This window comes from Arthrobacter sp. Sr33, from assembly GCF_054511195.1.
This window is the reverse complement of the sequence record NZ_JBTNDD010000014.1, coordinates 40,927-66,375: the sequence shown is the minus strand read 5'-3', so window position 1 is coordinate 66,375 and position 25,449 is coordinate 40,927. Positions and strand designations below refer to the sequence as shown.

At 63.6% G+C, this 25,449-nt stretch carries 20 protein-coding genes and 1 pseudogene; 11 read left to right on the top strand and 10 right to left on the bottom strand.

The window, feature by feature from the left end; genetic code table 11:
- Positions 1-285: 285 nt before the first annotated feature.
- From ACX80T_RS15580 to ACX80T_RS15550, 7 genes are all read left to right on the top strand, one after another.
- Positions 286-927, top strand: a complete 642-nt coding sequence (locus ACX80T_RS15580; RefSeq protein ID WP_133185560.1) for a DUF2975 domain-containing protein — start codon at positions 286-288, stop codon at positions 925-927.
- The gene (locus ACX80T_RS15575; protein ID WP_024475809.1) at positions 920-1,189 is read left to right on the top strand and encodes a helix-turn-helix domain-containing protein; all 270 of its coding nucleotides are present in this window, start codon (positions 920-922) and stop codon (positions 1,187-1,189) included. The genes ACX80T_RS15580 and ACX80T_RS15575 overlap by 8 nt, the downstream gene beginning before the upstream one ends.
- 356 nt (positions 1,190-1,545) lie before the next feature.
- Positions 1,546-1,839 carry a hypothetical protein gene (locus ACX80T_RS15570; RefSeq protein WP_024475810.1) on the top strand — a complete coding sequence of 98 codons (294 nt, stop codon included), beginning with the start codon at positions 1,546-1,548 and terminating at the stop codon, positions 1,837-1,839.
- A gap of 142 nt (positions 1,840-1,981) precedes the next feature.
- The gene (locus ACX80T_RS15565) at positions 1,982-2,503 is read left to right on the top strand and encodes a GNAT family N-acetyltransferase (RefSeq protein WP_035746941.1); all 522 of its coding nucleotides are present in this window, start codon (positions 1,982-1,984) and stop codon (positions 2,501-2,503) included.
- A gap of 104 nt (positions 2,504-2,607) precedes the next feature.
- Positions 2,608-2,907, top strand: coding sequence for a hypothetical protein (locus ACX80T_RS15560; protein ID WP_024475812.1), 300 nt, complete (start codon positions 2,608-2,610; stop codon positions 2,905-2,907).
- Between the two features lie 23 nt (positions 2,908-2,930).
- The gene (locus tag ACX80T_RS15555) at positions 2,931-3,416 is read left to right on the top strand and encodes a hypothetical protein (RefSeq protein ID WP_024475813.1); all 486 of its coding nucleotides are present in this window, start codon (positions 2,931-2,933) and stop codon (positions 3,414-3,416) included.
- Between the two features lie 115 nt (positions 3,417-3,531).
- Positions 3,532-4,470, top strand: coding sequence for an oxygenase MpaB family protein (locus ACX80T_RS15550; protein WP_051317594.1), 939 nt, complete (start codon positions 3,532-3,534; stop codon positions 4,468-4,470).
- Positions 4,471-5,428: 958 nt separating this feature from the next.
- Here the strand turns inward: ACX80T_RS15550 and ACX80T_RS15545 are convergent.
- Complete coding sequence (locus ACX80T_RS15545) at positions 5,429-5,857, bottom strand: flagellar basal body-associated FliL family protein (RefSeq protein WP_024475816.1); 429 nt, start codon at positions 5,855-5,857, stop codon at positions 5,429-5,431.
- Positions 5,858-6,422: 565 nt separating this feature from the next.
- On the opposite strand from ACX80T_RS15545, the gene mobF reads away from it, so the two are divergent.
- The 4 genes and pseudogenes from mobF to ACX80T_RS15525 all read left to right on the top strand — a co-directional run bounded on the left by mobF (position 6,423) and on the right by ACX80T_RS15525 (position 15,682).
- On the top strand, positions 6,423-11,312 hold the full coding sequence (gene mobF, locus ACX80T_RS15540) for a MobF family relaxase (protein WP_459304879.1): 4,890 nt from the start codon (positions 6,423-6,425) through the stop codon (positions 11,310-11,312).
- 747 nt (positions 11,313-12,059) lie between these two features.
- Positions 12,060-13,592, top strand: a complete 1,533-nt coding sequence (locus ACX80T_RS15535) for an ATP-dependent nuclease (RefSeq protein WP_459304878.1) — start codon at positions 12,060-12,062, stop codon at positions 13,590-13,592.
- 359 nt (positions 13,593-13,951) lie between these two features.
- Positions 13,952-14,971 (top strand): annotated as a pseudogene (locus ACX80T_RS15530) (PDDEXK nuclease domain-containing protein).
- A 147-nt stretch (positions 14,972-15,118) separates the two neighbouring features.
- Positions 15,119-15,682 (top strand): SRPBCC domain-containing protein, encoded by a 564-nt coding sequence (locus tag ACX80T_RS15525; RefSeq protein ID WP_084442801.1) that lies wholly within the window; start codon positions 15,119-15,121, stop codon positions 15,680-15,682.
- Between the two features lie 213 nt (positions 15,683-15,895).
- Here the strand turns inward: ACX80T_RS15525 and ACX80T_RS15520 are convergent, their stop codons facing one another.
- From ACX80T_RS15520 to ACX80T_RS15480, 9 genes are all read right to left on the bottom strand, one after another.
- Complete coding sequence (locus tag ACX80T_RS15520) at positions 15,896-16,498, bottom strand: RES family NAD+ phosphorylase (RefSeq protein ID WP_165802649.1); 603 nt, start codon at positions 16,496-16,498, stop codon at positions 15,896-15,898.
- A 125-nt stretch (positions 16,499-16,623) separates the two neighbouring features.
- The gene (locus ACX80T_RS15515; RefSeq protein WP_116779144.1) at positions 16,624-17,004 is read right to left on the bottom strand and encodes a hypothetical protein; all 381 of its coding nucleotides are present in this window, start codon (positions 17,002-17,004) and stop codon (positions 16,624-16,626) included.
- 375 nt (positions 17,005-17,379) lie between these two features.
- Positions 17,380-17,787, bottom strand: coding sequence for a DUF4913 domain-containing protein (locus tag ACX80T_RS15510; RefSeq protein WP_116779143.1), 408 nt, complete (start codon positions 17,785-17,787; stop codon positions 17,380-17,382).
- Entirely contained in the window at positions 17,784-19,472 is a 1,689-nt protein-coding gene (locus ACX80T_RS15505; protein ID WP_116779142.1) for a type IV secretory system conjugative DNA transfer family protein, read from the bottom strand. Before ACX80T_RS15505 ends, ACX80T_RS15510 begins: the two co-directional genes overlap by 4 nt.
- A complete protein-coding gene (locus ACX80T_RS15500) occupies positions 19,469-21,010 on the bottom strand; it encodes a hypothetical protein (RefSeq protein WP_116779141.1) in 1,542 nt (513 codons plus the stop codon). Before ACX80T_RS15500 ends, ACX80T_RS15505 begins: the two co-directional genes overlap by 4 nt.
- Positions 21,010-22,542 carry an SCO6880 family protein gene (locus ACX80T_RS15495; protein ID WP_116779140.1) on the bottom strand — a complete coding sequence of 511 codons (1,533 nt, stop codon included), beginning with the start codon at positions 22,540-22,542 and terminating at the stop codon, positions 21,010-21,012. The genes ACX80T_RS15500 and ACX80T_RS15495 overlap by 1 nt, the downstream gene beginning before the upstream one ends.
- A complete protein-coding gene (locus ACX80T_RS15490) occupies positions 22,539-24,293 on the bottom strand; it encodes a hypothetical protein (protein ID WP_116779139.1) in 1,755 nt (584 codons plus the stop codon). The genes ACX80T_RS15495 and ACX80T_RS15490 overlap by 4 nt, the downstream gene beginning before the upstream one ends.
- A complete protein-coding gene (locus ACX80T_RS15485) occupies positions 24,290-25,099 on the bottom strand; it encodes a hypothetical protein (RefSeq protein ID WP_116779138.1) in 810 nt (269 codons plus the stop codon). The genes ACX80T_RS15490 and ACX80T_RS15485 overlap by 4 nt, the downstream gene beginning before the upstream one ends.
- A gap of 40 nt (positions 25,100-25,139) precedes the next feature.
- Entirely contained in the window at positions 25,140-25,445 is a 306-nt protein-coding gene (locus ACX80T_RS15480; RefSeq protein WP_019481169.1) for a hypothetical protein, read from the bottom strand.
- Positions 25,446-25,449: the final 4 nt, after the last annotated feature.

The window sequence follows — 25,449 nt, the reverse complement described above, 5'->3', positions numbered from 1 at the left end:
CAGGTGTTCTCCGGCGCGATCATCCCTGCCCTGACTAACTGAGCGGCACACCGGCGCTGGTGGGCCACCGAACGCTGCAAGAACCACGCCACTTATCGCTGCGATCCACATTTATCGTCGGGGGAGTGGCGAAAAAGTGTCGCGGTGAGGGACCGGCTTACGGACATGTCTCGTCACCCTAAGGAGGCTTCAAAACCCGGTTCGGATGCGTCCGGCCTTGTGGGAACGTGGATCCGGAGCGTATTGTTTATCGATAACACATCGAAAAACGATATGAGGGAGACCATGAGTTCTACTACAGCACCAGCGCGAATAGGACGAAGGACGACGAGACTGTCCGTGGTTATTGTCTGGATTGTCGCGATCCTCGCTGCGATCGGTAGCGCGCTCGAAGTGTTCAGCGTGATCGGCGGACGCGTGCTCCTTGCCTTCGGCGGAGCTGAGCCACGGCTGCCCTTAACCGCAATGCCCCAAATTGTCGAAGCAACGCTTCGTGAAGGAACGACCGGGTACCTCGTCGATGCCCCCTTCTGGTTGCGGGTCCTCGGCGCGACACCAGCAATGCTCTACATTCTTATTGCCCTCGTGGCGGCACTCCTCATCACTCGGGTCCTCCGAGGAATCGCCGCCAGCCAGCCATTCTCAAGTAAGGTACGACGCAGCCTGACAGTTCTCAGCCTCGTCTTCATCATCGGAGGCGTCCTCTACGGTGTTCTCGATACTATTGCCGGCCGAACCATTTTCGAGGTCTCCAGTATCTTCGGACAAGGCGACCAATTTCCGCTCGGAGCCGACTACGCTGGACTCGCTGTAGACCTGCCTCGCTGGCCGTTCTTTATGATCATCACCGGTGTCGTCAGCCTCGCCCTTTCCGCCGCTTTCAAAGCAGGTGCCAGGCTCGAGGAAGAGGCAGACGGCGTTGTCTGATCAACCAGGGCTGACAGCATCAGAAGGCGAACGCACGCGCGAGGAGCCGACGAAGCACCGCATCGAGTGCCACCTCGATTGTGTCCTGGCCCAGCGTGGGATGACGCTGACGGAGCTTTCCCGCCAAACCGGTATCACCATGGCGAACCTGTCGATCCTCAAAACCAACAAAGCCAAAGCCATTCGCTTCACCACACTGACCGCGATCTGCGACGTCCTGGACACCACCCCTGCGCAACTCTTCACCATCCGCCCCGGTTAAGAGACAACTCCGTTCCTCGATACGAAAGAGAGTGCAATAGCGGGACTGCCAGCAGTTCGATCTGGGACGCCCATTCCAAGCGCGGCATCTTGGACGCGCACGAGATCATCGAGTCCGAGAAGGCATTCAATGGGGGAGACCGGAAGCGGCCCTGAGATGAGTTATGGACAGAACGGCCAGAGAACGTCCGGACTGAACCCAGGTGTTGTACGAATTGAGCAGGCGTGGAACTGCCGGGCAAGTCCGACCAAAGATTAGTTAGCGCACCCGCCTATGCAGACCCCCGTATGAGTTGCAGAACCCAGTGTTGCGGTTAGGGATCCCTGACTTGGAATGATTTAGTGCATGCTGGTGGGATGCAACCGGACCGGCACAAGTGGAGAAATACACTCGCGGAGGTCATCTCGCTGATCAACGACTTGGATCCGTACGGCCTCGAGCCTGGCACTGCAGCTGGCGCACCGCAGGACGAGTACGAAACCGAGGCTAGCCCCATAGCCAGCTTGCTGCTCAACAACGGATCGGTCAGCAGGAACCAAATGGATGCAATCTGGCAGGAATGGTTCCACGAATCACTCAGCCAAGTCATCGGTGATGCGGAAGCGGAACGCTTCTGCGTCAGCCTCAACTCACTGAACGACTCAACCTAGCGTTCATTGCCGCGCATGGGTTGCAAGCTCCGTTGTCGCGGTGGGGGATCCCTTTTCGGACGCCCAAACCATGCGTTCCGAATATCCTCGACCGCGTAGTACGCGTGTTCGGCGAACTGAGCGGTCCTGCATAATGGCTTGCATGACGAATTCCGTACCGGTAAGGAAGGCGCTCCCAGCGGACGCACCCGAGTTGGTGAGACTGCGGCACGCGATGTTCCGTGCAATGGCAGAAGCTGGCGCCGCCGGCCGCGCACAAGACGTCGATGACACCTCGTGGTACCCAGCTGCGCAGGAGGCAATCGCTTCGCGTATCGCCCAGGGCACGTTTGCCGCCTTCGTCATCGATGAGAAGCCCGAAATCAACGACAACGACCGGAACAACCGACTGTCGGCCTGTGCGGTGGTGACGCTCGAAGATCGGTTGCCCGGGCCGGGGTTCCCACGAGGCGCCAGTGGGTCGATGTCCTCTGTTTTCGTGGCACCAGAGCAGCGCGGACGCGGACTGGCCCGTGCAGTGGTTGCGGCCGGATTGCCATGGCTGGACGAGATGAATGCCGAGGTCGTGGATCTCCACGCAACACCTGATGCTGCGCATCTCTACCGTTCCTTGGGATTCTCAGAGGCACGATCACTCGCTCTGCGCCGCCTAAACAAGCTTTAACAACAGCAGGTACTGAGGGCCCCTGCAAAGCCCCGTTGGGGGTCCTTCAGGTGAGTTGAGGAATCTCCCTCTGAGACCCAGTTTGCGGACCGGAAGGAGTCGTCGTGGTCCGACTCATTCGCTGGTTGCTCACCTTGAGCATCCGATACAGCTACCTGTTCGGTCGAGCCTTCCTCCGGTTGCCTTTGCTGCTGTTACCCATCCCACCGCGGGTGCGGAACCAGGTCGCCGGCGCTCTGGCGATCGCACTCTGGTTCTTCCTGCTGCTCGTCCCAGTTGCCGTCTCCGACAGCCCCTGGTGGGCCGAGTGGCTGGTCATAGGTGCAGCTGCACTGGTCATCGTCGGCGTGGTGCGGATGGAAGGTCGCCGGCTGATCGTGCGCCGACCGGCGCGGGTCCGATGACGACTTGGCGAAGGTAACCGGCGATGAGGCAGCGCAGGGGAGAGGCTGACCGGTTCTGGGAGAAAGTCATCAAGGGCCCGCGCCCGACTGACTGCTGGATCTGGACCGGCGCCGTGGCTGATGACGGATACGGGAGATTCTGGGTTACCCGCGACGGCGGACAGCGGGCCCTGCGGCCGCAACGCTTCGCCTATGAACATCTCACCGGGGAAATACTGCATTCCGGGATCGTGCTCATGCACGCCTGCGACGTACCCCTGTGCGTCCACGTCACGACCGGCAGGGACTCTCATCTGGTGCCCGGCACCCAGGCACTGAACATGCTCGACCGCTCCCAGAAAGGACGGCACGCTAACGCGTCCTCTTTCCGGTGGCGGGGCATCGGCCGCACCGAGTTCCACGGGCAGTCCGTTGAGCTGCGTACAGCACTCCTCGAGCACGGCTGGAACGAGCCGATCATCCGGCCCCTTCTCACCGGCCTCGACCCTGAAGCGCCAACACTCTTCTAACAATGCGAGGGCACCGCAGCCATCGGCGTGTCAGGGCCATGTTCTACGCTGTGTAGTGGAGTCCTATTCTGGGTGTCCGTCGTACCCGACCTACCGTCGTTGGAGCATCATGTCTGTGAGCTCGATCCCGCGCCCCGCCGAGTTGGCTCACCGCGTCCGCAGCGCGTTTCGTGCCCGGGTCTCCGGTGACCCCACCGGGGCGCCGGACTGGGTGCGCGACATCGCCCTGGTCGGAGAGGGACCTGGCTTGTTCGAACCCGACGGCGTCGTTTGGCAGGTCCACGGTGGCCTTTCCACATTGGTCGGCGGTGTCGCGGCCCTCCTCGGACAGGGCGCACACCCGCTGGCGATGGCCGGGGTCGCACGGCACTCCTCCTACCGCAGTGACCCCTGGGCACGCCTCGCCGGGACAGCGCGCTGGCTCACCATCACCACCTTCGGCTCCGAGGAACTCGCCGAGCGGGACTCGGCACGGGTCCGCCGCATGCACGGGCGGGTCCGCGGCACCACCGACGACGGCCGCGCCTACTCCGCCTCCGATCCCGCGCTACTGCGCTGGGTGCACTTGGCCTTCACCGACGCCTTCCTCGGGGCCCACGAGGCCGTTGGCCATGACCTTGCCCCGCGGTTCGGCCGCAACTGGGCCGACACCTACGTCGCCGACTGGTCCCGCAGTGCGCGGAACCTCGGAGCCAACGATCTCCCGGTCAACCGCCGAGAACTTGACGAGGCCCTGCGCGCGCTGGAACCCGACCTCGAACCCGTCCCCGCCGAACTCCTCACCTTCCTCTCCGCACCGGACGGGCTGAACCGAGCCGAACGGATCTTCTACCGCGGCATCGCAAGCGCCGGCGCGCTGGTCATCTCCCCGTCCGTGGCTCCCCTTGCCGGGGTGCCCGGCCGCGGCGACCGATCGCTCGCAAATCGCCTCAGGTTGCAGCGCACCCGCTTGCAGTTGCGGACCTTTCAGCTGGCCCTCGGGCCGCATAGCCCCTCCGTGGATGCAGCGCGCTACCGGATCGGCCTCGCCGGCCGACCGGACTGGCTCCACTAATCCTCAGCCGCGCCGACGTTCAAGGCGCAGTCTGTCGAGCTGCGCACAGCCCTCCTCGAGCACGGATGAAACGAGCCGATCATCCGCCCCTTACTCACCGGCATCGAGCCCACGGCTCCCACGCTGTTCGGATCTTTCGGTTTCGCGCAGCGACAAGGTCGAAAAGCCTGTATCAAGAATCAAGAAACGCCTATCCTCATCGGAGCTGTGCCACGTCCAACCCAAATACCCGAGCGCATCCTCAAACCGTTTCTGGTTCTGTGGGTCAACTTCGTTGACCACCATCATGACTCCTGACCCGTCGGCGAGTGAGATTCTGCCGACGATCCCTACGCCATCAAAAAAGGTTGCATCCGGCGGCCCATCTGAAATAAGGACTTCGAACTAGAGGGCCGAGCCTTCATGAGCTGGAGCCCACCAGGAGATTGCTCCACTCGAAGATTCCGGTTCTCTCTCCTGCGCTGCGCGTAGGTTCCTCGTCGGGTCCACGATAGAAACTGCTCGCCGCCAGTTTCCGCCGGTGAAGTCAGGTGGAGAGAGCTGCGCCAGCAGACGGTTTCCAGTGTGCCCTTGTTGTTCCCACCACTCGCGCGTGTAGGCAAGCCTCCAATGACCAGATTGATGCAGAGATAACTTGATCTGATTCATCCCTGAACGGCTTCCGATGTACAGGTCCCGTGTGCGACGCGAACTCTGCACCTTCCAGCTAGCGGAGCGGAGGCCCTCAGGATCGCCAACGGCAAAGCGCAACTCACCACCAGGTCCGACATTCGTTTCTGGTGGTAGCGCAGCGAATTCCGTCATCTGAGGACGATATCCGGTTGGGCTGCTCTTCGATACCCCAACCTGCGCTGGTTTCCGCTGGCTCACTGAGGCTCCGGTGCCGCGCACCAGGTACGCACGCACCGGCCGCGCTGCACGCCGACACGACCAGTGCTGCCCGCTGGAGCGTTACCCGCTAGGCGGCCTTCGTCTCGGCGGCAACCTGCTCCGCGACATCGTCCGCTGTTGCCGCCAGCGTCGGCTCGGTCCGCGCTTCTCCGGACGACGAGCTGGTGCCGGCACCGTCCAGGGCCCGCTTCATCTTGGCGGTACTGAGCCCGAGCCGGGCGGCGACCGCCGCGCGACTCTCGCCGGTGTCGAGCATCTGCTGCACCTTCGCGCCAGCTTCCTTCGCGGCCGCTTCCGCGTCCCGCTCGGCCTTCGCCAGGATCGCGTCAGCGCGCTCCCGTGCCTCGGCGCGGATTTGCTCTGCCTGCTGCTCCTGCTCGAAGAACTCCGCTGCTAGGTCGATCAACCGCTCGTGCCGCTCGGTCAATTCCTGAGCTTTCGCCCTCGCCTTTTCCCGTGCCGCTACCTGCTGCGCTGACTTCCTCGGTGCTGCCATGATGACTCATCCCCTTAACTCATCCTGCGTTCAAGACCTGTACCTGATACTGCGGCGGCCACGACCTGCGATCCGACGCACTTTCCCTGCCAAGCCTAACGGTTAGCGACCGCCCACCACGGAGCGATCCCGACCGATCACCAACCATGCCCGACGTCACCGCCGGCACCATGGAATACCCATGCGGACCTCGCTGACGCTCGGACTGGACCTAACCGACGTTGACCACACGTGGACAGCTCCGAGATAACCCAACGTCTCTATGCTGCCCACCCGGTGGATAACGTCCGTTTGCGGTTCCACACAATCGAACGCACGGTGGATAACGAAAAACCGTGTTACCCACCGCCCATTCTCATGTGCACAACCGCATCGAGATTCGATGGACCAATCGTACTTGTTTCCACGGCGCTCATCTGGGTTTCCTCCTCCGTCGTCACCATACGATTTCGCACCCTCCAACAGGCACAATCTGTCACACCTCTTGCATCTCGATAAATGAGGTCAACCCTGCCCGGCGTGCCGCCTCAAGTGGGGTGGGGGAGTGGGTGAGGATGGTGGAGTGATGACCGTCCATAAGCTCAGTGCCGGGGACGGCTACGCCTACTACACCTCCGAGGTCGCCAGCGCCGACGAGCTGCGAGCCGGGGGCCGCGAGCTGGGGGACTACTACACCGTCGAGGGCATGCCTCCGGGCCAGTGGGTCGGACACTCCGAGCAACTGTTGGGGGTCTCCGGTGAGGTTACTGAAGCGCAGATGAAAGCCCTGTTTGGCGAGGGCCTTCACCCCGAGGCGGCGAGTATCCCCGCCGCCGGCGGCAGCGCGAACGATATAAAGCTGGGCCAAAAGTACCACCAGTACGGGACGGCGGACACGACGATGACGCGCCGGATCGACGAGGAAGTGGCCCGCTTCCGGCGCACCAGCGGACCCGCGTGGAACGGCCCGGAGAACGCCGACAAGGCGCTGCCGACAGAGGTCATGCACGAGATCCGCTCCCGTGTCGGTGGAGAGTTGTTCCGTGACTCCCACGGTCGGAACGCCCGCAGCAACGAAGAACTGGCCCGGTACGTGACCGCGCAAACCACCCCGTCGAAGCAGACCGTCGCAGGGTATGACCTGGTGTTCTCGCCCGCCAAATCGGTGTCCCTGCTATGGGCGCTCGGCGGCGACGAAGCACGCAAAGCAGTCGAGGCTGCGCACAATGAAGCAATCAAAGAGACGATCACCTTCCTCGAGAACAACGCCACCTATACGCGCCGCGGGAAGAACGGTGTCCGCCAGATCGACGTCGACGGCGGCCTGGTCGCTACCCAGTTCCGGCACTACGACTCCCGCGCCGGGGATCCGCAGCTGCACGACCACGTCGTCATCGCGAACAAAGTCATGGGCGTCGACGGGAAGTGGTCCTCCCTTGATGGGCGCACCCTCTACAAGATGGGCGTCGCCGCGTCCGAGACGTACAACGCGAAGGTCATCGAGAAGGTCTGCGCATCCCTCGGCGTCAGCACCGTCGCCCGATCCACCGGTAGTGGAGAGCCCGTTTACGAGGTCGCCGGCATCGACCTCGACAGCATCCACCGAGCCTCCTCGAGGCGCACAAACATCGCCGGAGCGATCAACCGGCTCGAAACCGAGTTCACTTCACGGCACGGCTACGCACCGTCCGATAAGCAAAAGATCGCCCTGGCGCAGCAAGCTACGCTGGAGACCCGACCGGAGAAAAAGAGCGCCCGCCGCCTCTCCGAGCTGGTCGACGAATGGCAGCACGACTACAGCACCGGGCTCGACGGTGGGATGGGGATGCCGGTCGGGCCGGCCCTCCTCGAGCACGTTCGCAGTGCCGGCCCCGGCGTGCCCGCTGGGCCGAGTGTTGCTGAGCTCAACGTGCACGAGCACGCCCGTCAGATCGTGCACGAGCTGTCCGCCAAGCGCGCTTCATGGGGCCGGAACCACGTCATCGCCCAGACCCGCCGACACCTCAAAGAAGCCTTCCCCGGGCAGACCATCACCGACGAGACCGTGGAGAAGGTCACCCGCTCCGTCACCGGCACACACAGCCTCCAGGTCACACCGGAAGCCATCACCCCAAGCCTGCGCGAGTTCCATCGCGCCGACGGAACGAGCCAGTTCCAACAGGCAGACAGCGCCCTGTTCACCTCCCACGAAGTTCTGAACGCCGAGCACAGGATCCTCGCGGCCGGACAAAAAACCGTCATCCCGGCCGTGTCCATGGAACGCTTCGACGCAGTCCTGGCGAAGCACACCGAAGCTGCGGCCAAGAGCGGGAGGCCGGTCTTGTCGATAGGACAGATCGACCTGGCGCGCGCGTTCGCCACCGACGAGAAGCTGCTGACCCTCGGCATCGGACCGGCAGGAACGGGTAAGACCACGAGCCTGTCCCTGGCCGCCGACACCGTCCGCGACACCGGAAGACGGGTCATCGGACTCGCCCCCACCGCCGCCGCAGCGGCAGTCATGAGGGGGGACCTCGGAGCCGAAGCAACGACCATCGACGCGTTCCTGGCCACCCACCGCAACCAACAACAGAACCAGCAGGACAACGGCGCTGCCGCACGTTCGGGCTTCATGAACCCCGCCTTCATGCTCGGGGCCGGGGATGTGATCATCGTCGATGAAGCCGGCATGGTCACCACCCCGAAGCTCGCCGCCGTCGTCGCCGTCGCCGCACGCAATGGTGCTGTGGTCCGGGCCATCGGAGATGACCGGCAGCTCGGTGCGATCGGCTCCGGCGGGGCGCTGCGCCTGCTTAACAACGAGGTCGGAGCGGTCCGCCTCGAGGAAGTCCACCGCTTCCGCACGGAAGGCGAATCGGAGGCATCCCTGGCGCTGCGCGAACCTCCCACCACCGGTGCGGACACCCCGTTCCACTGGTACCTCGAGAACAAGCGTGTCACCGCCGGCACCACCGAAGCCATGACCCAAGACGCCCTCGTCGCGTGGATGGCCGACACCCAGGCCGGCAAGACCTCGCTGCTGATCGCCACCGACAACGCCACCGTCACCGACCTCAACGCCCGCGCCCAGGCTGCCCGCATCGCCACCGGCGACCTCACCGACGGCATCGGCCCGATTACCGAGACAACACCGTCCGTCGTGCTCCGCGACGGATTGCGCGCCTATGCCGGCGACACCGTCGTCACCCGCAAGAACGACCGCACCCTGCAGGTCAACCAGGGCAAGGACTTCGTCAAGAACAACGACGTCTGGACCATCGAAAAGGTCTCCACCGACCCCACTACCGATGTAGCTGCAGGACAGGAACGGCAGCGCATCACCCTCAGGCACGCAGGCCACCGAGGACGGATCACCGTCGACGCCGACTACCTCCACGAGCACGGCCAGCTCGGCTACGCCGCGACCGTGCACCGCGCCCAGGGCGCGACCGTGGACACCGCGCACGCCATCGTCGACGAGGCCACCGACCGCGCCGGTGCCTACGTCGCCGCCACCCGAGGACGCGAGACGAACCGGCTCTACGTCGGACTCGGCGACGACAACGACCAGGCCGTGACCCGCGACAGCGTCCTGTCCATGATCACCGCGAACTACGACCGCACACTGTCAGCGCACGAAGCAGTACGGATCGAGGCCGTCCGTACTGGCGACGTCGCGACCCTCGCCGGCGTCTACAACGAGGTCGAGAAAGCCGCGTGGGAAGCCAAGACCAGGACCATCGCCGCTTCAGTTCTGGGGCCGCGGACCGCCGCGCAGTTCACCTCGCACGAAGCATGGGGAGCGGTAGCAACGCACCTGCGCGCAGCAGAAGCACAGGGACTCGACCCCGCAGCACTGCTTGCCCAGGCCGAAGGCGTCACCCGTGACAGCACCGGGCGCGGGCAGCACGCCGACGACGGGCACCTGCGCGCAGCAGAAGCACAGGGACTCGACCCCGCAGCACTGCTTGCCCAGGCCGAAGGCGTCACCCGTGACAGCACCGGGCGCGGGCAGCACGCCGACGACGGGCACCTGCGCGGGTTCGACGGAGCACAGGACCCGGCAGCCGTCCTCGCCTACCGCCTCGAGCAGCGCATCGACGCCGCCCACAACCTCCTCGCCAACGCCGACCAGCGTCCCCTCGGCGCCGTGCCTGACGAGCACCTGACCCGCCTCGCACAGCAAGCCACGAAGTACGCAGCAGGAACCGAGCTGCCGCGCCGGGCACCCGGAGAAGGGCCGATGGACACGCAGTGGGCGGCTCGCCCGTTCGCACTCATGCGCACCGACGAGCTCACCGATGCCCTGTCCCGGATGCAGGCCATCGACCCGACCCAGACAGTCGACGCGTCCACCCGTCATGCCCAAAACAAGGCACAGTGGACGGTGCAGGCAATGACCGTCGAGCTGGAACGCCGCCAAAATCTTTCCCCGACGCAGGCCACCATCGAGCGCACCGCACGCGGGGAGGATCCCCGCTCCGCACACCAGGTCACCATCGGCGACGCCATCAGGAACGAGCAGCAACTCCGCTCCGTCGCACTGCCACAGGCCAGCACGGAGAGCATGCGGCCAGCGGCCGCCACGTCGGTCAGCGATGACCTCGCACCGTCTGTGCTCTTGCGCAATGAGTTGGTGCCGGTCTCCTACCGGACTGAGCTTGACCGGCTGCGGGCGCACCTCGGGCGGAGGCTCATGGTCCGGGGCGCGCAGCTCGCGGAAGAGAAGCCAGTCTGGACGAACGCGCTCGGGCCCGTCCCCGGGAAGGACGCGAAGGCAGCCGAGTGGCACCGCATCGCGGCCGAGACCGAGGCATACCGGAACCGGTACAACATCGGCACCCATGAGACTGCGTTGATTCCCCAGCAGTACCGGGATGATCCGACCGCGCAGCGCCTCATCGAACGCGCCACCGCCCTACACAAGCACAGCGAGCTCACTACCGTTGCACCGCGGACGGCCACGCAGATCCAGCAGGGGACGGACGAGGCCGCGATTACTGACCGCATGACGACCGAGCAGGCAGCAGCCCGCCGCGTCATCGACCGGATGCGAGCAGAACGCGCCGCAGCCAGCGACACCTTGCCGGCGCCGCAGCAGCGCGAGGCACGCATCGTGGACGCCTTACAGGCCGAATCAGCTCCGCAGCAGGGCGACGATATGTCGGCCGCGGTCGCCCGTGTGCTCACCAGGCACCGCGCACAGGCGGCGGCCGCTGCTGCAGATACGGCAATGCCGCAGACGCCCAAGATCGACGGTAATTCCGCCCGCGGCCCACAGGACCAGAACACGAAGCAGCCCCACGTGAATGAGACCAAGGATGCCACCCATTCCACCAACCGCAACTCAGGGTGGGGAAAGAAAGCCGAGGAAGCCGTTCAGCGGAAAAAAGCCGCCTCTGAGAAGCCCACAACGAAGTCTGCGCAAAAAGAAGCGGCATCCGCCGCCCGTAAGGCCGCGGAAGCCGCAGATCGAAGTAGAGGTAGATCGCTGTAGCTTCCGCAGCTCCACCTCGGCGCTTTGGAAGGACCAGTCAGAGCCTTTTCGGTGATCGGCGCGCCGCTAAAGTACTTTTTTGCCTTCGATTAGCTTTGCGTTGGCACTCCTAATTCGACCACCTGGAGGCCAGAGGCGGGCGTCGACCACGCCACGAGCAGTGAGCGCACGACGACGCTGCTCTCGGTAGCCTAAATGTTAACACCGTGTCGGATCCACTGCGATGCTGTTGAACAAAGGCAGGATGATCGGAAGCCCAGTAAAGGACGGAACCATGATTGATCCGCAAGCAAGCCAGCGACGTCTACCTCAGGGTAGTTCCCAGCCCCCGTTCTCTTCGGCGGTCAACTGATGCGCTGCTCGCGCATTGAATTTGAGGGGTATCGGCGGCTGGCTAGCGCGTCGACGAACATCGATGGTGACATCACAGCCTTTGTTGGTTTCAACGAGGCGGGCAAGACCACCCTCCTGTCGGGACTCGCCTGGTTCAGCGCGGGCGGTGCCTTACGCGTGACGGACAAGAACCGAACTCGTCCACCGCAGGGCGATACCTCAGAAGTTGTGCGTATCTTCTTTGAACTGAGTAAGGAGGACAAGCAGGCGATTATTGACATTCCATGTGAGACGCCGCCAACTTCGATTTCTCTGGCTCGGAAAGTCAACGATGAGCGCTCTTACACGCTGAGGCCGTGGCCGCAACGTCCTAGGATGCCGTTTACATTGGCGCTTGCTCGCCTGGAAAGGGCCATGGCTTCCCTGCCAATCAAACCCGACACGGACCTCGAACTGAAGAATGACGAAGAAGATGATGGCCCCTTTGAGTGGGCATCCACGCTTGCGTCGGCTTTGAAAGACCCCGATCGTGGTTGGGACAGTGCGGACTTCACGGCCCTGGCAGAGCTCCGTGATTGGCTACTTGTTGTCCCTGACCGACGCAAGACGCCTCGTGACGCCAAACTCGTAGCGTTGCTTGAGGCGGCCGGAAACCTTGCGAGGCGCGTCCACCCGACAGACGAGATTTGGGAGGTGCTGCGTCTTCGGATGCCTCAGTTCGTTCTTTTCAAGGATGAGCACCGAACCATTGAGTCGACCTATGAACTGACCCCACCGCAGCGAGCAATACCGCCTGCGGTCAACTCATTGCTGCACATCGCTGGTGTCGATCTCGACGTCCTGTGGACGCACATACAGAACGGTGACAGCACTAACCGCGCGACGCTCCTGGAGCGTGGGAACGAGCGACTGCAGAACCTGTTTTCGCAGGCGTGGAATCAGTCGGGGATCACTGTCCGACTCAACGTCGACGGCACACTGTTGGAGATTATGGTCCGCGAACTTTACGAAGGCGGAGACGTAACGAACATCGGCGAACGCAGCGACGGGCTACGAACCTTCGTTGCACTTGTCGCGTTCTTGGCCGCCGGTGAGTTTTCGGTACCGCCCATCCTTCTCATCGACGAGGCGGAGACGCACCTGCACTACGACGCTCAAGCCGACCTAGTCGGAGTGCTCCTGAAGAACATCAACGCCACACAGGTCTTCTACACCACGCACTCGCCAGGTTGTCTCCCGAGCGATCTAGGAACGGGCATCCGCGTCGTCGTTCGCGACCCGGAGCACGCAAACGCAAGCGTCATCAGGAACAACTTTTGGGAGGGGGAGGGCCCAGGGTTCTCTCCGCTCCTCTTCGCCATGGGCGCAAGCGCCGCTGCATTCTCAATGTGCCGCCAGGCGGTTCTGGCCGAGGGAGCATCGGACATGGTGCTCCTTCCCACCCTCATTCGTAAGGCGACCGGCCTCTCCGACCTCGACTATCAGATAGCCCAGGGGTTGGCCAACGCGCATGGATCCGGCATCAGAGTTGAAGAAGTCGCAGCTAAGGTTGTCTACCTCGTCGACGGAGACCAAGGCGGAGCGGACCATGTAGATCTACTCGTGGCTGCCGGTGTCGACCGGAAGCGAACCTGCTCGCTTCCTGAAGGCCACGCTGTGGAAGACCTCATCGAGCCCACCGCCTATCTCAAGGTCGTCAACGGATTCCTAGACATCATGGGTCAGAAGCTGAGATTCGGCGTCGACGACCTCGTACAGGGTGAGCCGATCGCTAAGACGTTCCAAGATTGGGCGAAGAAGAACCGAGTTCGGACGCCCAGCAAGGTGGAAGTCGCTTACGCACTGCTGCGGCACGACTCGTTACGCCTCACCGCCAGGGGAAAGCAATCACTCGTTTCGCTGCACCACAAGTTTACGAAGGCATTCGAGGCAAAGCCGTCGACATGAAGTCGAACGGTCTAGGGGCTAGGAACGCTGCGCGACGTCGGCGTCCCTGTTATTCGGCACGATGACCGCCGCGGAACAGCGCGCTCGGCCTACCCTTGTTGGACTCACTGCAGTGTTCGACCAAATCTCCGTAGGAGATGCAATGTAGGAGGCCACTTAGGCCCTTTCAAACCCTTGAATTGGCATACCGTTTGGGTTTACTCTTGGTCAACTTAAGTCGGCAGAGGATCAACTATCGGTCCTGCTACTAAGTAGTTGCGGGGTACCAAGGATGGATAGGGGAGGCTGTTCCTTTATGAGGAGCCCGACACCAAGGGCGACCAGGATGACAGCCAGATAGCCCAGCCTCCGACGTCGCACTGCCTGATGAATACGGCTCGGCGCTGCAGGCGCTAAAAGATCGAGTACGTAGTGCCCGCCACACCGCCCAGCGGACCGTCAATACGCAGCTGATCGAGCTGTACTGGGGCATCGGTCGAGACGTCCTCGCGCGCCAGGAGCAGGACGGATGGGGGAGTAAGGTCATCGCGCGCCTGGCATCCGACCTTCGAGGTGAGTTCCCGGACATGACCGGTCTTTCGCCACGGAACCTGCAGTACATGACGACCTTCGCCAGGCAGTCGCCGGGGGAGTCAATTGCGCCACAACCTGTGGCGCGATTGCCATGGGGCCACATCCGCGCGATCCTTGACAAGAACCTCGGCTCTGACGCCCGCAACTGGTATGCCGCGGCGGCAGTGGAATACGGGTGGTCTAGGAACGTACTGATGAACATGATCATGAACAAGTCGATGGAGCGCACCGGGGCTGCGCCGTCGAACTTCAGCCGCCAGCTGGCAGCCGCTGATTCCGAGCCAGCCCAGCAGGTAGCGAAGGATCCGTATGCCTTCGAGTTCCATGAGCTTTGCGGCGAGGTGGCCGAGCGGAATCTGGAGCAAGCCCTCATGGACCGTATCTGCGACACCCTTCGGGAACTGGGTCCCGGGTTCGCGTTCGTCGGCCGGCAGGTACACCTCTAGGTCGAGGGCGACGACTTCTACATTGACCTGCTGTTCTTCCATGTCGAGCAGTTGCGCTACGTCGTCATCGAACTCAAGACCGGGAAGTTCCAGCCAGAATACGCCGGGAAGCTGAAGTTCTACGTCGCCCTGGTCGACGACAAGCTCCGCCGCGCAACCCACAACGACACCGTCAGGATCCTGATCTGCAGCAGCAAGAACGACCACACCGTCCGCTACGCTCTCGGCCGCTCCGAGTCACCGATGGCCGTGTCCACATACACGTACGAGAACCTGCCAGCCGCGGAACAACGCGCTCTGCCGGCAGCCGACGAACTCACCGCCGCCTTCGACCAGATTGCATCGGAGAGCGCTGAGTAGGAGGGGATTGCGCTTCTCTTCGAACCGCTGCCTGACATAACGTGGATTACCGGCGGTAAGCATTGTGAACGGCAATGAGGAGACTTCCGCGGAAACGGTATGGGGTTAAGTCATGACGTGTTCATATATGGCTTGTAGCCTCTCGGCATGACAGCAGCGACATCAGGGAGCCCAGCAGTTCCGGATCGTGGTCAACGACGTACACGACTATTCGTGGTACTTGGTGTGCTGCTTGTAGTGCTTTTGGGTGCCATTTTGTGGCAGCGTGCTAATCCTTTCGTCATCGAGACCTCCGTTGAGATCGATGCATCGCCCCGGGTGGTGTGGAGTGTGCTGACCGACTTCGGCGCCTACCCGGAGTGGAACCCCTCGATGGTGGGTATGACTGGTGAGCTGGAGGCCGGCCGCAGCCTCAAGTTTTCGACTGACGCAACCGAGGATGCACTGACCTTTGAACCAGTAGTGCGGGAGGTGCGACCGAACGAGCATCTCCGATGGGAGGGTAGCCTCCTGGTCACCGGCCTGTTCGATGGCGAGCACGTCTTCGAGCTCGAACCAATTGCCGATGGCGGCACGCGTCTGGTTCAGTCGGAGTACTTCCGCGGAGTTGCGGTTCCATTTCTCTCAGATTGGCTGGATAACAATACGCGCCCGGATTTCATCGCAATGAACGAAGCTCTCCGCGACCGCAGTCAATTGCTCGCCGACTGATGTTCCACTACCCGACTTGTGTTGGCTTACGCGTTGGAGGGGCTTCCAGACGCGAAGTAGCGCGCCCTGCCTATAGCCGACGAACCCACGGCGGCGTTCGATCAAGTTGGGCGAAGAGCACCGAATAGGAGGGGTTCTCACCCCTCCCGAAACCACTACCTGACATAATCTAGGTTATCGGCTCAAAAGAAACGCCTAGTCAGAAGATTTTTTTCAGGGAACTGACACGCCTGTGATCCTGATGGCGTGCAGCAGATCCGGGTCGTCAGCCGCGAAGTTTTTCTTGATAGGACTGCAGCCAGTATTGGGCTTGTCCATGAACACCGCCCAGCAGTGATTGCCCTCGGAAACGCCGAACTTTGACGGGTAACGCAAGCCCTGAGTTGACCCGCCGGTGTCGAGCTTCTGGTCGCGGATCCAGCTGGCAATGCGCGTGGTCACCTCCCGGTCATCGCCGGTGAGGTCAGAGATGGTCATTTTCGGTGCACCTGAGATGCCGGACGCCCGGATAGCCATGAGCGTATCCATGTTGGCCAGGTCCACCCAGGTCGCTGTCCCGTACTGTAATTCGTACATGGCGCGCTCGGACCGCCAGTCCGCATCGACACCCTCCACGGGCACGCCGGCGTCGCGCAGTTCCTGAAGCAGGACGTGCAACTCCACGCCCAGGAACTTTGCCTCCTCATGCAGGCCAGCGAAATCATTGGCCGACGGCGCCTTGTAGGCCAGCGACTCCACGAAGGCAGTGACCCGCTTCTCGGCACCATAAATCGTCAGCCCTGGGGTGTCGAAGCGGTTCCATTCTGTCCGGAACATGGCTGGTGTGTCCGGCCGCGGCCGCGGGTTCAAGGGGCCGCGGTCAAGCCTGGCCTGTGAAACCCGATACATATTGACCGGCCCCTCCAGCAAGGCCATCCCGGTCACTGCGCATGTGCGCGTGATCAACCGTCGTAGGCTTCCTCAAGAAGTGCTCGCATGGCTGCTGCGGCTTCATTGAACCGTTCCTCGCGGATGGCCTTGACGGGCGTGGTGTAGCCCAGCCTCGGATTGACGGTGATCGCCCACGCTTGGGCAACGCTTCGCCGATGGGCCGACTCGATCTGCTTCAACAAGTCATAGGCAAACCGGAGGCGTTCCTGCTCGGGCGGTGGCACAGCCAGTGATCCGTTGGCCCACTTGCGAGCCTGCCCGGGATCCTTTTTGCCAGCCATTCCGGCGACGATCCGCGGGGTCAGTAGATCGTTGAGCTCACGGACGATGTCCGCGGTGTCGATCATGACTGAATCAGTCCTGTGGCGGGGTCCGCCTGGTGCGAGTGACATAACCGCTCCTTCCTAGGCCCCCACATTACCAGCGCTGCCCGCTCGATGCCAGAGGTGTGCCTACACTATGCCTGTTTTGTGCCTGTAGGGCGAGCCACCCGACTAGCCTGGATGCGCATCGGGGCGTGTCATCTCCCATGTGCGGACACACCGGTCCCCCACACCGACCCCCGTCTACGCATGGTTGCGGGCATGAATAACATCCTGGTTCGCATCTTCTATGTGCTGTTTCTCAGCGCCATCATCTCGCTGTTCGTCGGGTCCGGGATCTCCACGTTCCATCTAGGACCCGAAATGCCAGACCACCCGTCCACCTACGGACTCGAATACGATTCACCGGCCTACGAGCTACCCGCACAGCATCCCAGCCGAAGGTCACCACGCCCAGTCGGGCGGTGGCTGCTCTGTAGCAAGGATGCGACGAGCCGTCTTCTCCGCGTGCGTAGTCCCGCACTCACCGAATGGGCCTCGCTTGGTGAAAAGAACAGTAGCGTGGCGGTCGAAGTGATCAATCCACCACGAGGACATCCCACCGCTGGCCTGGGCTTCAAGCCATTGTTCATAGAGGGCTCGGAACCTGTCGACGGCCTCGGGGTGATTCCACCACAGGGAACACCAGTGCTGGTTCTGCGATCGGTCCACTGACTCCAGCATCGCTGCAAGGCCCTCTACCCAATCCACCAACTCTTCCGGAGTGAACGCGAAGTCCTCTCCCCCGCCCTGACCGTTAGGGTCGATACCGGCGGCAGCATCGGCTACATCATCGTCATGGGGTGCGGTCATGAGAGGTGTCCTCTTGTGCCTGTCTTGATACGTTCGACCGTGGAGCCGATACGCGCGCTGATGGTCTTGTCCCGGAACCAGGGCACGGTACGCACGATCGTCCCTCCCCCGTTGGAGGTCTTCACCCACGCGCGGTTAGCCGGAAGCTCGGAGAGCTGGGAGACGGACATGATGTCGCGCCGCTGAGTCTGCACCGAACGGGATGACCCGTTCCTCGAGGTGGAGGAGCTGCGGACTTTCGCGTCGTACTGGCCGATGGTCTTGGACAAGGATTCGAGGAACTGTGTGTCGTCGGACCCTCCACCGTAGATCTTGATCGCGGCTGCGGACCACAGGGTGTCCCAGCCGGTGCGTTCAAGCATGGCCACGCCCTGCCCGCGGGTCTGAAAGTACGCGCTGACGACGATTCCCATGGACCCGAAGAACGAATACCACTCAGGCAGCTGCTTGAGCTTGACGACGTTCCCGACCTCGTCCAGATCAGCGACAAGGGGTACCTCCAGGCGGCCACCCGCCCGCCGGGCTGTGTGCTGGGCTACGGTGAACACGGCGTAGACAAGGGTGGAGACGAACGCGGCACCGGAGCCGGCGGCGTCCTGTGAGAGCAGGATCAAGGTGTCTTTGCTGGTGACGAAGCTGACCGGATCGAATACCGGAACGCCGGGGGTCGGCGTCGACCACGCGACCAGCTCGTCGTGCACGAGGGCGGAAGCCATGCGCTGCGCGCTGGCTGCCACGGACCCGCGGGTATCCTCCGGCTGGGCGCTCATGCCCTTCAACGCCGACGCAGGGCCTGCGTGGCCGGCGCGTTCCAGGAGTTCGGCTGGTTCCATGAAGTCCGCTGAGGCTGCCCATCGCAGGACATCCTTCATCGTCTGGCCGTTCTTCGCGGCCGCAAGCAGGCACCAGGACAGGAAGTCACGCCCTTGCGAGTCGAACTGGGCATCTCCCTTGCCCTGACCGGCGTTCGGCGCGGACGAGGTTTCGAAGATCGATGCGACCTCGCCTGCGCTCACGGTATCGGTGACGGCGGTGAGCGGGTTGAAGATCATCGCGGGCCGGTGGCTGTCGCGCCAAATCCGCTGCGGATCGAACAGCCACACTGTTCCGGTATCGGAGCGGGCGGCCAGGACCTCAGCCACACCGTCGACCTTGTTGCTGGTCATCATGTACGGGCCGGGGGCTTCGGTGGCGTGACGGACGACCTGTGTCGTCGTCTTGCCCCTCCCTGTACCCCAGACATGGGTCGAGCACTCACGCCAGCCCTGGATAACTGCCTTGGTGCCGGTCTCCCCTGCGTACCCGATCGTCAGGCCCGGGCCGATGCCCTTCGCCTCAGGGTGTAGGCGGGCCGCTTCAGTGAGGCGGGCATCGAGCATCGCCGGACGCATCTTCCCGCCAGGACTCATGCGCCGCGACGCCTCCGCGGTCCTCGACACCGGGCGGGTGCTCCACCACGCAAAGGCAGCGATGACCACGACCGCTTCCACGCCGAGCAACCAGCTCGCGGCCACCGGCCAGGGATCCCCCGTGGCAAGACCAATCCCCAATGTGATCGGGTTCCATGACAGGTCGGTGGGAACCGGTGTGAAGGCTTCCCCGAGGTGAATCAGGGCGACGGCGACGAACGCGGCCAGGACGACGCTCGAGAACGCGATGACTGGGCCGTTCTCCTCGTTCTTCATCGGTTCACCTTCGCCTGCGCAGCAGCCCACGCCTGGTTCGTGTTGTGGGCTCTGAGTTCGCCGGCGGTGAGGTTCACCCGGAACGGCACACCGGGTTCGGACCCAGTTTTCAGCATGAACCGGCCACGTCCGGGAGGAGGTGAAACCTGATTGGTGTTGGGGTTCATCGACCCTTCGGCCGACCAGCCGACCAGCATCGCTTTCTCCCGCTCGGAGACGGGGAACACGGTTTCCAGCAGGTCCATCTCGTTCTGCGCGAGTCCGCCGAGGATCTTTACGCTGGAGCGTTCCACGAAGCCGGTGGCGATCTTCGTCAACTCGTCGGTGGACAGCTGTAGGTCCTTCATGGAGTGCGTGATCATCAGCTGACCCAAGCCCTTGGTCCGGTTCAGGCGCGTGATCGAGTCGATCTGGTGGACCAGCAGCTCACTGGCGCGCAGGGACTGCCACAGCTCGTCCATGATCATCAGGTGATGGCGTTCCTCCATGAGACCGGCATCGGCGAGGGTCTTCGCGGCCGAGATGCCGGCCTGCCCGTGGGACCAGCACACCGTCTGCACCGCGGCGCGGAGCGTCAGCTGGGACTCGTCGATGAGGGAAATATCGAAGTCCACGGAGGTGTCGATCTTCATTTCCTTCGTGGTCTGCTGGCAGAACACGTCCCCGAACGGTCCGTGCTCGCCGAGGGCGTTCAGTCCCGCCAGGAGATTCTTGACCTGCGGCAGGTACTCCGTGGACTCCTCGATGAGCAACGCCGACTGGATCTGCTGCGGCGCGGACTTGATGGCGGCGACGACGTCGCCGACCAGCGGCTGCCGGTCCTCAGCTTCCGCTTTCTCCGCGGCCATGGCGATCGCCATGGACAGCACCGTCTGTTCCTGCTTCTTCGCATCCAACGGTTCCTTGAACACCAGTTCGATGAGCCCGGTGAGGGTCATCAGGCGTCGGGCGTGGATCTCGGCGCGCATCTGCCGCTGCATCGGGGCGGGCAGGCGTTCAAGTTCCCGCCAGAGCGGACCGGCGTCGAGCGGGTTGATAGCTCCGACACCGGGGGCGACCTGCACGACCTGCCCGTTGGTTTCCAGGACGACGCCGGCGAAGTCGGGCTTGAGGTCCCCTGCCACCAGGATCAGGAACCCCTGGTCGATCAGCGCCAACGCCATGCGGACGGCGACCGAAGATTTCCCGCGCCCGTTCAGGCCGAGGATGAACCCGGACGGGGAGGAGATGATGCCGTGCAGGAACAAGCTGATCGGATCCCCGCACACCACGGAGCCGTTGAGGAGGTTCCGACCCAGAACCGCGCCAACCAGTGGCGAGGATGTACCGACGCAGAACGGCCACAGGCCCGCGGTCTGGTTCGAGGTGGCCGTGAACTCCGGCGGAGGTTCTACCCACGTCACCATCCCGCCATCGCGGACCCGCATGCCCTTCTCCGTGAGCTGCGGGAACGCCGAGGCTGTAACGGTGGCCGCGGCCTCGGACCGTCCCAGGAATCGGTCCATGACCTTATCGACGAGCTGATCAAACGCGGACATTAGAGGGCCTTCCTGATGTCGGAGGAGATGGTGGCCAGGTGCTCGGGGACGAGCCCCAGGCCAAGGTTGAAGGAGAACGCGGCGTCGTCGTTGTAGTCACAGGACCGCATGCGGATCTGGATGCCGGTCGCCGCGTTACGCATGATCATCGCCTCGACCTGCGGCAACTGTTCCGGGCTTTCGACCGTCGCGGTGACTCCGATGGCGAAGCGCACCAGTGCAGCGCCCTCGGCCTGCTCCCGCTCTGCCTTGCGTGCCTTTTCGAGGGCGATGATCTGCGAGCTGGTGGGGCGTCGGCCCTTCTGGTTCGTGGCGAACTGCGCATTGGTGAGTGCCTGCGCGACCTGCTGCGCGGACTTCTCCGGCGGCTGTGGGCGGTAGAACACTGTCACGCGCTTCTGGAGCATGCTTGCGTCGGGACCCAGCAGGGCCACCAGTGCGTTCTCGCGGAATGTCCCGGCCGGCGGCCGGAACATCTGCCATGACTTGCTCGTCACCCCGGCGTGGTCATACCTGCCGGGGTATCCGATGGTCCGGGCGGCTGAGGGGCCGACCTCGTTCCAGCCCAGGCCGGTCCCGTCACCGGAAAGACGGGCGCGTTCGACGGCGGCTGCGGCGCGTGGGTTGAAAGCGACGTAGGTCTGGTCGGTGAGGTCAGCGGCCCGCATCAGGGACACGCTGCCCGCGCCGACGTCCTCGAGTTCTTCCTTGAACCCCTGCAGGAGGGACTTCACATCGGCCACCAGTTCCTCGGCCGAGCGTTCCGGTACACGGTCGCTGTCGTGGGCTTTGCCGCTGAATGTCAGGGCCACCCACTGCTCGAGTTTGGGCACGTTGTGGTTGAGGTTGTTCACGACGTCGTCCATGACCATGCGGGCGAAATCGGGGACTTCGCGGGATCCGGCCTGTTGCCGGGCCACCGCGATAGCGTCAGGCAGGCGTTCGCCCGGATCGGTGGTCGACTGCGTCGTCACGGAAATCTGCTCGACCCGGGCGTTGGAGCCAGCGTCGCGCTGGAACGCGGCCCACGAGCCGACGAGCCGGTTCACGCGGTCCTGATCCAGCAGGCCCAGCCCGGAGGAGTTGGTGGAGAAGAATACGGTGCCGGTCTTCAGTTTCGGGTGCCACAGCATGACACCCTCGTTGCCGAAAAGGTCCAGGAAGTCGATCAGCTCCGTTGCGGCCAGCAGGCCCGGAGCGCGGAATGAACCGTCCGGGATCTGCGAAACGGGCCCGGACTTGTAGACCGTCTTCCCCGCCTTCTTGGCCTTGGAGTGCATGCTGCGCGCAAGCCAGCGCTCAGGCTTCGACCGGCCGTGACGGTCCTTGGAGCCAAGGATGGTGGCTGCGATGAACGCGGCCAGGGCGATGCCGACGGCCACCCAAATTTGCGAGGCCATGATGGCGATGAACACCCCGACCGCTCCCGTGCCCAGGACGACGGTCGAGGCCATCGAGAACCCCATCAGACCTGCCGTCCGGTCTTCTGCGATGTTGCCGTACTGCCGGACGATTGTCTGTTCGGTACTCACTGGTCATCCCCACTTTCCACTGCGCGTTCCATGTCTCTTGCTGTTTCCCGTAGTGCGTACTCGAGGCGTTGCTGGCTTTGGGGGGACTTATCCGCCCCGGAGAGCGCACCGGCCCGGAAGCCCTCAGCCGTCGGCGAGGTCGCGGGTGCGGCCCCAGGTGCTTCCGTCGGAGCCTTGTCACCTGATGTTGCGGGCTCTGCCCCGCTTGGTCCTCCAGCTGACGAGCTGCCATCGCCTGCACCGGATGGTGCTTCCGAAGGTGCGCCGGTCCGTTCCGCCTGAGGTTGTGCACCCGTTGGTCCGTTCGAACCGGGCCCGCTGTTTCCGCCAGCACCACCGGCACCGCTGCCGGCACTGCCTGCATCGCCGTCCGGAGACGTCTCTGCCCCGGATCGTTCCAGCCGCTGCGCTGCGCCTGAAGGACCACCAGAACCTCCACCGGGGCTTCCATCACTTCCTCCAGATGCCCCTCCACCTGAGTCCGATGCCGGCGCGGTGGGCTGCTCCGGCCCCTGCTCTGCCCCGGACGGGCCGGTGCCACCAGCCCCGCCGCCGGTGCTACCTGAACCACCAGGCGTCGCGGCGCCCGTTGCGCCGCTTCCACCTCCACTTGCTGGGACCGCACTGCTGCTGGATCCTCCTGCTGCCCCTGCTGCCCCTGTACCGGCGGTGCCAGAAGCTTCCGCCGCTGAGGCTGCGCCAGTTGCTGCGGCCCCTCCACCCGTTGCGGCCGCTTCCCCGGCCGTCGCTGCGGCCCCTCCACCGGTGATTGCTGCGGCGCTTCCACCGCCACCTGCGGCCGCTGCACCAGCGGCCGCACCCACGCCTCCGGTGATTGCTCCGAGGGCGACGGCGCCGCCGACCATGGCCAGGCCGGAGGCTCCCATGCCCTGCGGTCCTGCGCTGACGGCAGGGACGAGAACCTTCGCCAGGGCCGGCATCGCGATGCAGGCGCTGCTGATGATGACGAGGCCGGTGATCAGGCCGATCGCGGTGTTCCCGAGCTCGTTGTCCGCGCTGCCGTTGATGCCTTTCAGGAGCGCGAGTCCCGCCCCGTACAGGATCGCTGCGGCAGGCTTGAAGAGGACGACGGCCGCTAACCAACCCACAGCCTTGTCGAAGGACTTCCGGCCGCGCTCGGTCTGCGATGCGGCTGCGAAGATCGGCAGGATCCCGCACAGGGCGATCGCCGCACCGTAAGAGAAGATGACGATGACCGCATTGATGATCGCCCCGAGCAGGGCCAGCGGCACGACGAACAGGACGATGCCGGCGAGCTGCATGGTCATCGTGGTTCCCGCGATAGCATCCAGGCCCATCGCGGACCCGAGCCCGTCCTCCTGCGCGGAGCCCGAAATCGTGGTTACCAGCCACGGTGCGAGGACGTCGGTCACGCCGAACAGCAGGCCCACCATCGGAACGGCCAGGGCGGTAGTCAGGACGGTCCGCACCATGCCCATGATCAGATTCTCGGTCGAGGCACGGTCCTGGTCCCGGGCAAGCTTGATGAGCGCGAACGCTGTCCCGATGACACCGGCCATGCCGACGAAGACCAACGTCGACTGCTGGATGCGGTCGGTCGCGGACCCTGCACTCATATCCGGTGCACCGATCTTCAACCACCACGTACCGACGAAGTTGATCATCTCCGTCAGGACCTGCACCAGCCAGCTCGCAAGGAACTGGATCAGCTTCTGAATCGCACTGCCTGCAACGCCTTCTAGGAAGTTTCCTGCCAAATCCCCAATCACGACTTAGGTCCCCACTGGACGTATTGCTGTCCCTGGTAGCGGGCCCATGTGTTGAAGTCGTTCCCCGACGCCGGGTCAAGCTTCCAATCGCCGTCCTCCCACACCAGATCGACCTGAGCAACGAGTGTCTGTTCCAGACCCGACGCATCAGGTGCTGAATAGATCAGCCGGTAGGACGCTGCGTCCTCGGTGTAGCTGTTCTGGATGTATCCCAGCAGGGTCAATCGAGCGATGACGGAGGTGTCTTCGCTTTGCTCAAGGCCGTCCCGAATGCGCTGTGCTCGCTCTCCCAACAGCACACGGTTGGGTCCTTCCGCTACCGCCACTTCAAGGTCAGACGCCGCTTCCTCGCTGACCGAGGGGTCCAGAGCGACCGCATACGTGGCCGCTGCCACCAGTGACCCTGCTTCAGTCGGTGCGTAACCAACACGCAAGGTAGAGGGCAATTTCTCGCACCCGCCGAACTCCGAGAACGGGATCACGTTGTAACCCCCGACTACCCACTCCTCGACCGCCGGAGCAGTGTCAGCCACAGATACGTCGTCGTTGTTGAGGTCCGACTGGCAGTCCCACGCGGCGTCCGCGTCCACGACAGGTCCTGCCGTCGCGGACGCCGAGGCAGACGATGGCGCTGTCTGCGAAGCAGAGGCAGTGGGCTCTGCTGCCGGTTCGTCATTGTTGGGGAAGAGGAATACCCGCAAACCCCACGCGAGGAGGCCGACCAGCACCAGGGCCAGCAGCATCACGGCGGCGCCAAACCACTTCGGGCGGGCCTTCGGTCCCTGTGTGGTGTCCTGTGTGCTCATCGTGTGTCCTTCTCTCGATCAAATGGGTGGGCGTTCTCGCTCAGGTGATTGCAGTCCACACTGCACCCGAAGCGCCCAGCAGGCAGGCAGCGACCATAGGCCAGATCGGTGCCTCGATCTCGTTGCCCTGCCGGCGGTTCCTACCGGCGGAGACGAGACCGAATATGAAGAACACGAACAGGACCAGGCCCGCGCCCCACAAGACCCATCCGATAACCTGCGTCAGGCCCTCGGTGCCGGGAGGCTGCGTCGGGGTGAAGGTCTGAGCCGAGAGCGATCCTTCACGAACCGGAGTGAGCGCGTTGATGGTGGTCAGGGTGTGTGCTGCCAGAGTGTTTCCGAACATGGGA